This is a genomic window from Corynebacterium aurimucosum, assembly GCF_030408555.1.
Lineage (GTDB): Bacteria > Actinomycetota > Actinomycetes > Mycobacteriales > Mycobacteriaceae > Corynebacterium > Corynebacterium aurimucosum.
Genome location: NZ_CP047048.1, coordinates 259,574 through 271,626 on the forward strand (window position 1 = coordinate 259,574; position 12,053 = coordinate 271,626).

10 protein-coding genes are annotated in these 12,053 nt (G+C 61.2%); 5 read left to right on the forward strand and 5 right to left on the reverse strand.

Annotated features, from left to right (window positions below):
- Window positions 1-5: 5 nt before the first annotated feature.
- Window positions 6-770, forward strand: a complete 765-nt coding sequence (gene nagB / locus CAURIM_RS01235) for a glucosamine-6-phosphate deaminase (RefSeq protein ID WP_201828773.1) — start codon at window positions 6-8, stop codon at window positions 768-770.
- A gap of 51 nt (window positions 771-821) precedes the next feature.
- The gene (gene nagE, locus CAURIM_RS01240) at window positions 822-2,966 is read left to right on the forward strand and encodes an N-acetylglucosamine-specific PTS transporter subunit IIBC (RefSeq protein ID WP_201828772.1); all 2,145 of its coding nucleotides are present in this window, start codon (window positions 822-824) and stop codon (window positions 2,964-2,966) included.
- A 125-nt stretch (window positions 2,967-3,091) separates the two neighbouring features.
- Here nagE and CAURIM_RS01245 read toward each other — a convergent pair whose 3' ends face one another.
- Entirely contained in the window at window positions 3,092-4,777 is a 1,686-nt protein-coding gene (locus tag CAURIM_RS01245; RefSeq protein WP_201828771.1) for an acyl-CoA synthetase, read from the reverse strand.
- 168 nt (window positions 4,778-4,945) lie between these two features.
- Here CAURIM_RS01245 and CAURIM_RS01250 point away from each other — a divergent pair, with 168 nt between their 5' ends.
- The 3 genes from CAURIM_RS01250 to CAURIM_RS01260 all read left to right on the forward strand — a co-directional run bounded on the left by CAURIM_RS01250 (window position 4,946) and on the right by CAURIM_RS01260 (window position 7,615).
- Window positions 4,946-5,761, forward strand: coding sequence for a GDSL-type esterase/lipase family protein (locus tag CAURIM_RS01250; protein ID WP_201828770.1), 816 nt, complete (start codon window positions 4,946-4,948; stop codon window positions 5,759-5,761).
- A gap of 66 nt (window positions 5,762-5,827) precedes the next feature.
- The gene (locus CAURIM_RS01255; RefSeq protein WP_201828769.1) at window positions 5,828-6,979 is read left to right on the forward strand and encodes an S-(hydroxymethyl)mycothiol dehydrogenase; all 1,152 of its coding nucleotides are present in this window, start codon (window positions 5,828-5,830) and stop codon (window positions 6,977-6,979) included.
- Window positions 6,980-7,615, forward strand: a complete 636-nt coding sequence (locus CAURIM_RS01260; RefSeq protein WP_201828768.1) for an MBL fold metallo-hydrolase — start codon at window positions 6,980-6,982, stop codon at window positions 7,613-7,615.
- A gap of 49 nt (window positions 7,616-7,664) precedes the next feature.
- Here CAURIM_RS01260 and CAURIM_RS01265 read toward each other — a convergent pair whose 3' ends face one another.
- The 4 genes from CAURIM_RS01265 to CAURIM_RS01280 form a co-directional block, all read right to left on the reverse strand.
- Window positions 7,665-8,459, reverse strand: a complete 795-nt coding sequence (locus CAURIM_RS01265; protein ID WP_201828767.1) for a cytochrome c biogenesis CcdA family protein — start codon at window positions 8,457-8,459, stop codon at window positions 7,665-7,667.
- 81 nt (window positions 8,460-8,540) lie between these two features.
- On the reverse strand, window positions 8,541-9,410 hold the full coding sequence (locus CAURIM_RS01270) for a DsbA family protein (protein WP_236659339.1): 870 nt from the start codon (window positions 9,408-9,410) through the stop codon (window positions 8,541-8,543).
- A gap of 150 nt (window positions 9,411-9,560) precedes the next feature.
- Window positions 9,561-10,427 carry a glucose-1-phosphate thymidylyltransferase RfbA gene (rfbA, locus tag CAURIM_RS01275; RefSeq protein WP_201828766.1) on the reverse strand — a complete coding sequence of 289 codons (867 nt, stop codon included), beginning with the start codon at window positions 10,425-10,427 and terminating at the stop codon, window positions 9,561-9,563.
- Window positions 10,428-10,553: 126 nt separating this feature from the next.
- Entirely contained in the window at window positions 10,554-11,987 is a 1,434-nt protein-coding gene (locus CAURIM_RS01280; protein ID WP_201828765.1) for an ATP-binding protein, read from the reverse strand.
- Window positions 11,988-12,053 lie beyond the last annotated feature (66 nt).

Genomic DNA, 12,053 nt, shown 5'->3' on the forward strand with positions numbered 1-12,053 from the left:
AGATTATGGACATCCTCATTCGCTCCACCCCCGCCGAGGTCGCCGCCGCGGCCGCCGATATCCTCGCAAGCTACGCCAACAATTCCGCCACCCTGGGGCTGGCCACCGGTTCCACCCCGGTGGCCACGTACAAGGAGCTCATCGCCCGCCACGAGCGCGGCGAGGTCAGCTTCGCGGGCAGCCACGCATTTCTTCTCGACGAGTACCTTGGCCTTAACCCCGAACACGAGCAGTCCTACTACGCCACCATCCGCCGTGACTTCACCAGCCACGTCGATTTCGATGATGCCTTGGTCAAGAGCCCAGAGGGCAGCGCTGCCGACCCCGTGGCAGCCACCGCCGCCTATGACCAGGCCATCCGGAATGCCGGTGGCATCGATATCCAGTTGCTCGGCATCGGTGCGAATGGCCACATCGGCTTTAACGAGCCCTCGAGCTCCCTGACCTCGCGCACTCGCGTGGTGGCCCTGCACCCGCAGACTGTGCAAGATAACTCCCGCTTCTTCGACAACCTAGAGGAGGTTCCGCGCCACGCGTTGACGCAGGGCTTGGGCACGATTAGCGAGGCCCGCCACCTGCTCCTCATCGCCACCGGCAGCAACAAAGCCAACGCGGTGCAAGCGATGGTCGAGGGCCCGCTCTCAGCGCGCTGCCCTGGTTCGGTGCTGCAGCTGCACCCGCACGCAACCGTGATCGTTGATGAAGCCGCTGCCGCCCTCTTGGAGGACCGCGAGTACTACCTCTTTGCGGACCAGAATCGCCTGCGTTAAAGCTCCTTTTTCTAATTCGATAACTTCCCTTCTCGAAAGGACGTTTCAGACATGAAAATAGATGTCATGGGGCCGCTGCAGCGGCTCGGAAAAGCCCTCATGGGCGCCGTGGCGGTGCTGCCCGTCGCGGCGATCCTCAGTGGCCTTGGCTACTGGATTTCCAGCGCCGCCGGCCCGGATAACCTCGCCGCCCAGCTGCTGATTAGCTCCGGTGACGCGGTCCTGGCCAACCTGGGCTGGATCTTCGCCATCGCCATTGCTTTCGGCCTGGCCAAGGATTCCAACGGTGCTGCGGCACTCTCTGGTTTCTTGGCCTTTGCCACCTTCATGAAGCTGCTCGGCCCCGACGCCGTGGCTGGTTATCGCGGCATCGAAGACCCCACCGCGCTGACCGGCGATGAGGCTCTGCACTGGGCATCGGAGGGCTGGAACGCCGTGGGCGGCGGAAACGTCCTCTTTGGCATCCTCGCCGGCATCATGGCGGCCTGGGTCTATAACCGCTTCCACGGCACCAAGCTGCCGGACTTTTTGGCCTTCTTCTCAGGCCGGCGCCTCGTGCCGATTCTTACCGCCATCATCGCCATGGTGATTTCCGGCGTCCTCTACTTCGTGTGGCCGTTCATCTACAACGCGCTCTTCAACTTCGGTACCTCCATCCAGGGCCTGGGTGCTGCGGGCGCCGGTATCTATGGTGTGGCTAACCGCCTGCTCATCCCGACTGGCCTGCACCACGCGTTGAACTCCGTCTTCTGGTTCGACGTCATCGGTATCAACGACATTGGCAACTTCCAGGCGGGCCAAAAGACCATCGAAGCAGCCGCAGCCGCCACCTCCGCCGCGGACTGCCCGGGCATCTGGGCGAATGGACAGTGCACGGTCGAGGGCGTTGTGGGCCGCTACCAGGCGGGCTTCTTCCCGGTCATGATGTTCGGTCTGCCGGGCGCGGCACTCGCGATGTACCTGCGTGCGGATAAGAAGAAGCGCAAGGTGGTCGGCTCCTTGATGGCTGCTGGTGCCCTGGCTTCCTTCTTCACCGGTGTGACCGAGCCGCTGGAGTTCTCCTTCATGTTCGTTGCCCCGCTGCTCTATGTGGTGCACGCGCTGCTGATGGGCCTGTCCGTCTTCATCGCTTCCACCATGGAGTGGACCGCTGGCTTCGGCTTCTCCGCCGGCTTTGTGGACATGCTGCTTTCTTCGCAGAACCCGCTGGCCAACAAGTGGTACATGCTGCTGGTGATGGGCGTGGGCTTCTTCTTCCTCTACTTCATCATCTTCTACTTCCTCATCGGCTGGCTTAACCTCAAGACCCCGGGCCGCGGCGAGGACGAAGCCGACAACGTGGAGGATTCTGCTACCGGCGATGACAAGACCGCAGCCGATGCCGCCCGCATCATCGAGGGCCTCGGCGGCAAAGACAACATCGACTCACTGGACTACTGCACCACGCGTCTGCGCGTGGGTGTGAAGGACCGCGCGCTTGTCGACGACTCCCTGATCAAACGCGCCGCCGTCTCCGGTGTCATCCACCCCTCCGAGAAGAGTGTTCAGGTCATCGTGGGCCCGGCCGTACAGTTCATGTATGACGAGGTCAGCCACCAGCTGCGCCACGGTTCCCCGGCCCTGGCCACGACTGGTGCAGCGAGCGCGGCTGGAGCTGCGGGGGCTGCAGCCAGCGTGCCAGCCAGCGCCGGTGCCGCTTCCGCTAATCGCGTCAGCAGCGATGACGCGGATGTCGACGTGCGCGCCCCGTTCGCGGGTGACGTCGTTGAGCTCTCCCAGGTTCCGGATGCCTCCTTTGCCCAGGGCATGGTGGGCGAAGGCTTCGCGGTTATGCCTGATGCTGTCGATGCCTTCGACGTCTGCGCCCCAGTAGACGGCACCATCACCATGGTCTTCAAGACGCGCCATGCTTTTGGCATGAAGACAGCAGACGGGCTGGACCTGCTCATCCACATCGGTATCGACACCGTGGAGTTGAAGGGTGAAGGCTTCACGGCCTTGGCTAAGAAGGGTGATACCGTCACTGCCGGCACGCCGATCATCGCGGTGGAGGCAAGCAAGCTGCGCGAGCGCGGCGTCAACCTCATCACCCCGGTGGTGTGCCCGACGGCCAAGCAGGTTGCCGGAGTCGACATTGCTCGCGAGGGCCATGCCCTGCCAGGCGAGGTCGCCGCAACCGTCAAGCGCAGCAACTAATCTGATTCGGTTCAGCCCAGACATAAAACTGCCCTAGTTGACAAAACCCATGCTGCTTCATGCGGTGAGGAGCGAAGGTTTTGGCAACTAGGGCAGTTTTGGCTTGGGGGGTCTAAAAGCGTGGGCTAGTCGGTGTCGTGCAGCAGGCGCGGCACCACTTTGCCCGTGGCGTTGCGCGGCAGCTTGTCTAGGAAGTGGACGTCGCGCGGCACGGAGTGGTCGGCGAGGTTCTCGCGAACCCAGGTGCGGATGCTATCGGCAGTCACGGTGTTGCCCAGGGCATCGCGCGTGGTTACTGCCCACACGGCGATGCGCTGGAAGGTGGTCTCATCCTCCACGCCGCCGGCGTGCACCTCCGCGATGCCCGGCATGGCCTCAAGAACCTCCGTCACCGACTGCGGGTGCACGTTCTCACCACCGACGATGATCATGTCATCGGCGCGGCCCACCACGTGCAGGTAGCCGTCGGGGTCGATATAGCCCAAGTCCCCGATGGAGATGAGGCCATCAACCTTGTTGAGCGGAATCTTCGGGTTCGTATAGCCAATGAGCGCGGTGGAATTAGTCAGGTAAATCTCGCCGACCTCGCCGCGCGGGACCTCATTGCCTTCCTCATCGAGGATGCGCAGCTTGGTGCCGGAGGCAATCTTGCCGCCGATGGTCGGGTCCTTAGCCACCTCTTCCATGGTGGCCGTCGATGCCAGTGCTAGCTCCGTGGAGCCATAAACATTGCAGAGAATCGGGCCGAAGCGCTCGTGGGTTTCCTTGACAATCTCCGGGGTCAGCGCGTGCCCGGCGGAGGCAATGAACTTCAGGCTTGAGGTGTCATACGCCGAATCCGGGTCAACCTCAACCATCTGGCGGAAGAAGACGGGGGAGGAGAGCAGGCCATCGAGCTGGTAGCGCTGGATATCATCGAGTGCGGCCGCCGGGTCAAAGACACGGCGGGTGACAATGGTATTGCGCAGGCCCAGAGCGATGTTAAGGCAGGCCCAGCCCCACGTGTGGAAGATGGAGGCGGTCATCTGCACCTTTTGGTCCCCGCGCCACGGCACCGCATCCACGATGGAGGCAACCACCACTGGCAGCGTGGGCTCCGGGCGCATGATTCCCTTGGGAATACCCGTGGTGCCGGAGGACATCAGCACGATATGCCCGTGCTTGGGCCAGGTGGGAAGCTTGTGCTTCTCGACGTCCCGCGGGTTCTCCACGATCTTGCGCAGCGATGCCGCTTGCGCCAGCTCAGCGGGAATTTCCGCACCGGACTCGTGGCCAATGACGACGTGCAGGCCATCAATGGGGCTAGCGCTATTGGTGGGATTAGGACCGTCGGCGGGGGCGAGACGGTCGATGAATTCATCGTCGATAACGAGCACGTTGATGCGGTTTTCCTCGATGCATCCGGCGAGCTGTTCGGGGGAAGATCCAACGTTGAGCAAAAAGATGTGTGCCCCCGCATAGCCTTTGGCGGCCAGCGGGGTGATGATGCCGCGGCCATTGCGTGCCATAACACCGAGGCGGATCTCATCGAGCCTCAAAGAAAGCAGCCAGCGCGCGAAGGTCTGGGAATGATCGCGCAGTTGGCGGTAGGTGAGTGCCCCGTCATCGTCGATAAGCGCTAGGCGTTCTGGGCAGGTCATGTATGCCTGCTCTACTTCGCGGGCGGTGGTGAAGCGGTAGCGCGCGAGAACCGGTGCGGTCAAGGCCACCGCCCGCGGGCCGCCGGCGGGGCTAATGAGGCCTGCGCGGAACAGCGAGGGGATAAAACGCCCGAGGGCAGCGGCGTGAAAGGTTACATCAGAAAGCTTCATAAGGTTCTCATCGATAAGAGGGGAAAAGAGGTTACGGGGCGGCGGGGGAGCCGCAATAAAAACGACAACCTGTTACAGGTGTTGCTATTGTTACATAAGCTGCAACCGCTAGCGTAGTCTATTATGGTTTCGGTCTAGAACATACTCTCTTGGAAGGACATTAGTCACGTGAAGTCTACTCAGCGCATTGCCACCCTCTGCGCCGCCCTCCTCGTGGCGGTTGGATTGGCCCAAGCTCCCCAGGCTGTTGCCGGCGAGCGTAATCTCGTTGCCTTCGGTGATTCCGTGCTGGCGGATCCGCAACTGGATGTGTATCTGTCCTCGCGATTGGGCTCTTCTCAGCGCAACCCGAGCCTGGACTGCCCGTCCGGCAATAACTATGCCAAGCGCACCGCCGCCAAGCTGGGCATGCCGGTGGCGGACTTCTCCTGCTCCGGTGCTGTGTCCATGTCCCAGGGTCCGCAGGTGAATGCGCAGATCGATGATGCCATTCGCCGTGGCGCGCTCAGTGCGGACACCCAGCGCGTGCTCTTCTCCAGCGGGTTCAACGATACGTATAACAACGCCGGGCTTTCCGGCGGCGACCTGCGCGCCCGCTGGGTCGGCGCCAATGCGCCGCTGATCCATAAGATTCGCGCGGCGGCACCTAATGCCCGCATCCAGATTGTCGGCTACCCGACCATTGGCTCGGGCGACCGCTACTGCCTCCTTCACTTCGGCCCGAAGCCGGCCGACGCCACGGCCCTGCCGATGGTGCAGCGCTATGAAAACGTCGCGCAGTGGATGCAGGTGGACCTGGCGCGCGCTACCGGAGTTGAGTTCGTGGACATGAAGCCGATGACCTGGGATCGCGGTATGTGTGCCGACGCCGACAAGCGCCAGTGGGCGGGTCTGGTGGACTTCTCTGCGGGGCCGGGCAACCTGCCGCTGCACATTAATGCGCGCGGTCACGAGTTTGTGGCCAACCACCTCGCTAGCTTCTAGAAACGTGTTCTTCTGACTTTTAGGCCCGGGCTACATTGCCTGGGCCTTTCGCGTACCCTCGCGGACATGACTGTTAATGAAAATCTAAATGAAAATAATTCTCAGCAAGGCTCGGAGGTTGTCCGCGGCGTGATTGCGCGCGCCAAGGGAGAGCCTGTCGAGACCGTTAACATCGTCGTGCCCGCTCCAGGCGAGCACGATGTCGTGGTCAAGATTCAGGCCTGCGGCGTCTGCCACACGGACCTGGCTTATCGCGATGGTGATATCGAGGATGCCTTCCCCTTCCTGCTCGGGCATGAGGCGGCGGGCGTCGTCGAGCGCGTGGGCGATGCCGTCACCCACGTCGAGGTCGGTGACTTCGTGGTCTTGAACTGGCGTGCGGTGTGCGGCGAGTGCCGCGCTTGTAAGAAGGGTGAGCCGAAGTACTGCTTCAACACCCACAACGCCTCCGCGAAGATGACGCTCGCGGACGAGGATAAGGACGCCGGCACCGAGCTCACCCCGGCGCTCGGCATCGGCTCCTTCGCCGAGAAGACCCTGGTCCACGAAGGCCAGTGCACCAAGGTCAACCCGGAGGCAGATCCGGCGGCCGCGGGCCTGCTGGGCTGTGGCGTGATGGCAGGCTTGGGCGCTGCGGTCAATACTGCGGATGTCCAGCGCGGCGAGTCCGTCGTGGTCTTTGGCTGCGGTGGTGTCGGCATGGCGGCTATCGCCGGCGCGGTGCTGGCGGGTGCCTCCAAGGTCATCGCCGTGGACCTCGACCCAGACAAGCTAGAGCTGGCTAAGAAGTTCGGTGCAACCCACACCATTGCGTCGAAGGACAAGTCTGAGGACGAGGTCATCGAGGCAGTCCGTGAGCTTACCGATGGTTTCGGTACCGACGTGGCAATCGACGCCGTGGGCATTCCTGTTACCACCCGCCAGGCTTTCTACTCCCGCGACCTGGCTGGCCGCATGGTCATGGTGGGCGTGCCGAACCTCACCAGCCGCTTCGACGTCCCGGCTATCGATTTCTTCGGCCGCGGCGGATCGCTGAAGTCCTCCTGGTACGGCGATTGCCTGCCGGAGCGTGACTTCCCCATGTACGTCGACCTCTCCCTGCAGGGCCGCTTCCCGCTGCAGGACTTCGTCACTGAGCGCGTTGGCCTGGACGACGTCGAGGAAGCCTTCGCTACCATGAAGGCTGGCAAGGTACTTCGATCCGTAGTGGAGCTGTAAATGATTATCGAACAGTTTGTAACCTCAGGAAAGTTCCGCCTGGATGGCGGTGAGTGGGACGTGGACAATAACGTCTACATCCTGGCCGCTGGTGGCGCGTCAAGCGACGCCGAGTGCTACATCATCGATCCTTCCCACGACGCCGAGCGCGTCATCGAAGAGGTAGGACAGCGCACCGTCAAGGGCGTTATCCTCACCCACGCGCACAACGACCACTGCGAGCTCGCACCCCAGGTGGCTGAGCACTTCGGTGTGTCCGTCTACCTGCACCCGGATGATCGTCCCCTGTGGGAGGAAACGCATGAGGATGCCACCTTCGTGCCCCTGGAGGATAACCAGCTCTTCACCGTGGGTGATAGTGACTTCGTGGTCTTCCACACACCGGGTCACTCGCCGGGGTGCGTAGTGCTCTACCTCGCGGATGAGGCCACGCTGCTGTCGGGAGATACCCTCTTCAATGGCGGGCCGGGTGCCACCGGCCGCAAGTACTCCGACTTCGATGTCATCATTGAGTCGCTGCGCAACCGCGTGCTGAACCTCCCGCCGGAGACCCGTGTTCTGCCGGGCCACGGCGATGAAACCACCATTGGTGCGGAGGCGGCGCGCATCGACGAGTACATCGAGCGCGGTTACTAACCCTTAAACCTTGGCCTAGAGCTAAGCTCTAGGCCGTCCTCGGCCGGCCCTAGGCCGGCGTGCGGGCTGCTTTCACTCCCACGGCTACTGTGGCAGCGAGTGAGAGTCCAAACCAGACCCACGCATCCGCTACGCCCGCGCTGAAGGCGCGGGCTTTTTCTTGCACCGCGAACTGCGCATCCGTGCTTAAGACCGCGGGCAGGGTCGCGCTGCCATAGCTCACAATGAACAGCACGCCGATGAGCACGAAGAATGCGCCCGACACAATGGACAGGGTATTCGTGCGTACGGGGCCGAGTACCACCTCGCGCCCGCGCAGCCAGGACCACGAACCTACATCGAAGCGTTCCCACAGTGCGGCGAGCACAAAGAGCGGTGCGGCCATGCCGGCGGCATAAGCCACCATAATGAGCCCGCCGTAGAGCGCGCTGCCGGACGCAGCGGCCGTGGTGAGAACAGCACCCAAGAGTGGGCCCGCGCAAAAGCCCGCGAAGCCATAGACCGCGCCGAGTAGAAATACCCTTCCCCGCGCCTTACCGGACAGGGCATCCATGCCGGGGATGCGGAAACCGCCTCCCAAGGCGGTAAAGATTCCCAGCGCAATGATGATCCAGCCCGCCACTGTGATGACCTGGCCGCGGTATTGTGCAAGCAAGGCAGCCAGCCCCATGCCGATGGGCACGAGCGTGGTGCACAGGCCTAAGAAAAACACCACAGTCTTTAGCAGCAGCTGGCGCTGCGACTCAAAGGCATAGGCAAAGAAGGCCGGCACCAACAGCGCTGAACAGGGGCTGATCAAGGTCAGCACACCGGCGATGACGGCGCCAAAAATTCCGATGCTCATACGCTCACCCCTAGTGCATAACCGCCTAAGAATGCGGTCAAGATAACCAGTGCGATGAAGACCCACACAATCAGTGGTGGTTTAGGCATTGGCCGCCTTTCCCAGCTGCTCCTGGATGACCTGCTCAAAAACCTCTAGGGGCTGAGCACCACTGACGAACTGATCTCCCACCACGAAGGCCGGGGTGCCCGTAATACCGATCTGGGAAGCGTAGCTGGTGGCTGTCTCGATGACTTCGGTGTAGGTATCGTCCGTGGCCTGCTGGCGGAACTTATCCAAGTCCGCAACGCCGGCCTTCTCAGCAAACTTCATGAAGTCCTCGATGCCGAACTCGGGGTGACCACTGATGTCCTTGCTAGCGGTGTAGAGCTCGTGCTTGAACTCCTGGAACTTACCCTGTGCCGCGGCAGCGCGCCCAGCCTTGGCAGCCTCGATGGCGGCGGGGCCGTTCACGGGGAAGTCATTCCACTCGATGCGCACTAAGCCCTTCTCCACGTACTTTTTAAGGATATCCGGCTCGGTGACATTGGCGTGGCGGGAGCAGAATGGGCACTCGAAATCGGAGAACTCCGAAATCACCACAGGCGCATCCACCGCGCCCACGGCGAAAGGATCGTTCTCCTTCTTGCGGTGCACCACCGTGATATCCCCGCTCTTGGTGTCACCGCCGGGCCCGAACATCATCGGATCCCCCTTCCCATCGGAGAATTTCGTGCCGGGTGTGGCCTTGTCAGCGTCCTTCGCCAGGTCTTCGGTGGGTGCCGTGCTCGTCGCGGTCTCCTGCGCTGCGTGTGTTCCTTCATCGTTGGAAGAAGCACGTTCCGCCAGCAGGAAACCAATGATGATGGCCAGAATTACAATGATCACCAACAATCCCCACGCCACGGGGCTGATGGTGGATAGCGCTGATTTCTTCGAATCACTGGTGGGGCGAGAGGATGAACTAGGCATGCGATTACCTTAACGCGTCTAGGCCCGTTTGGGTGATGGCGGCTCCTGACACAGAGCGAGGGACGCTTAGGCGCGTACGGATCGATCAATTAAGGGCTCAGATACCGCCGGCAGGTTTCGGCACTTATTTGATCGATCGGTACCTCGGGCTCAATCTTCGTGGGCGGCGGCGAGGAGATAACGGCCATAGCCGGACTTCAGAAGGGGCTCGGCCAGCTCGGTGAGTGCTACGGCATCGATGAAGCCCTCTTCGAAGGCAGCCACCTCCGGCGAACCAATGACGGTGCCGGTGCGTTTTTGCATCACCTCGACGTAGGCCGAGGCCTCACTCATGGAGTCCACCGTGCCGGTATCCAGCCAGACGTCACCGCGCTGCATGCGCTTGACGCGCAGCTGCCCGCGGCGCAGGTATTCCTCGTTGACGGCGGTGATTTCTAACTCCCCGCGTGCGCTGGGCGTGATCGACTTGGCAATCTCCACCACGGAATTGTCATAGAAGTATAAGCCCACCACCGCATGGTTGGATTTGGGGGCGGCGGGCTTTTCCTCGATGGACAGGGCTTGGCCGGAGTCATCAAAGTCCACGACGCCATAGCGCTGCGGATCGGAGACCTCGTAGGCAAAGATGATGCCCCCGCCGGGGTGGCTGCACTCATTCAGTGCAGTGGAAAAGCCGTGGCCATCAAAGATGTTGTCGCCCAAAACGAGGGCTACGTCGTCGTCACCGATGAAGTCTTCGGCGATGAGGAAGGCCTGCGCCAAACCTTCGGGCCGGGGCTGGACCGCGTAGTGCAGCATGAGGCCGAGCTGCGAGCCATCACCGAGGAGGCGCTGGAAGGCTGCTTGGTCCTCCGGGGTAGTGATGATGAGGATCTCGCGGATACCGGCCTGGATCAGGGTGGTCAGGGGATAGTAGACCATCGGCTTGTCATAGATGGGCATGAGCTGCTTCGAGATGCCCTTGGTGATGGGGTAGAGGCGGGTCCCAGAACCGCCAGCGAGGATGATGCCCTTCATGGGCTTCAAGCTTAACGGAGGAGATGCCCGCGCTGGCGTACGGCGGCGCGGACTGGTGAACATAACACTTAACTTCCCACTTAACATAACACCTGGGAAGTTAAGTGTTATGTCGAGTGTTATGTTCTATTTGCGCAGCCTGTAACGCTGTTTGGGGCTGCGTCCGGGCTCCGTCTTCTCTGCGATGTTATCGCGAATGAGCTCATTCAGTGCGTTCTGGACTGCTGTGCGGCTGAGCTTTGTAGCCTCAACTAGCTCCGTTGTGGATACGGACGGACTGCCGTGGAGTAGGTGTTCCACGTGATCGCGGGCGGTGCCATAGCGTTCCTGGCTGGCTACCCTGCGCCGGTGGAAAATGATGGTAAAGCTGTCGAGCCGATTGATCATTTCTGGCTTAGGCATGAGTGCATCAGCCAAGGCCTGGTGGATGGTGGCGATGCCCGTGCCGCGGTTCTCTGCGGCAACGCCGCCTTCAGGCAAGGGAATGTCCTCGAGAAACGTGGCAAGGCGCTGATTGCGGGTAGAGCTGACGCCAGCTTCTCCAAGATTACGGAGCGTAACCCCGCCATAAAGGCCGCCGGGGTTAGTGATTTCCAAGCGGTCAACAAACATGTTGATCTGAACTTGGCTGCCGCGAGCTGTCGGGGAGTAGTCGCGGTGCATGAGCGCATTCACTAATGCTTCACGGACAGCGACGAGGGGGTAATCTGGAAGCGCGGTCCGGGATTTGTCGCCGATAAAGCCGGCGGTGCGCATGTTCTTCTTTACAATATCGATGCCTTCGCTCACTAGTTCCGGAATCGTCCCGTGAAGGGTAGCGCTGTCGAGGAGACGAATACCCGTGGTGACATCACCTTTCGACGTACCAGGGAAGAGAGCGAAGGTGACCGTTAATCGGGGGAAGAATTCCTGCGGATAGTCACCCATGACAAGAAGTGAGGCCAACGTGGGATGGCCGTCCTTGAGGACTCGCAGGCGTTTGAGTGCCGTGTCCTGTCCATTCGCAAAGGTCTTGGGGCGGCGCTCTTTCTGCACTTGGAGGAAGTCATCAAGAGTGGCGCCCTCAATGTCTTCCAATGTGGCATCCGGGATGGCATCTTCATCCCAGGTCGGTTGTGCGTGCTCTTCAACGAGTCGATTAACCTCGTACTGGGACAGACGTGTATCACCATCACCGGTGCGAATGTAGCTCCCTTTGTATAGTCCCCTTTCGGCCATATAGCAGGGCTTATCGCGTGCGGGAAACTCATCGATCTCTGCGACGAGTATGTGGCTGCTTTCAAACTCGATGACGTCGATCCGCGGGCGGACCGGAGGGATGAGCTGTTGGCAGCGTGTTTCCAATTGGTCTTGGGCGGTGGAGGCGGAGAATTTCTTAATCGGAGTGAAGCCGTCCTGCTCTGACAGGCCGATGATAAGGGTCCCGCCGTTTCCGTTTGCGAAGGCGCTGAGGGTGGAGAGTACTTCTTTGCCGACAGAAGATTTGACCTCTACAGACTGTTTATCGCTTCCAATGACGCGGAGCTGTGCGATCAGTTCGGAGAGTGTTGTAGGGGTCATGAGCAGGCCTTTCTCTTGGTGCGCCCTAACATAACACTCAACATACCACTTAACTTCCCAGGTGTT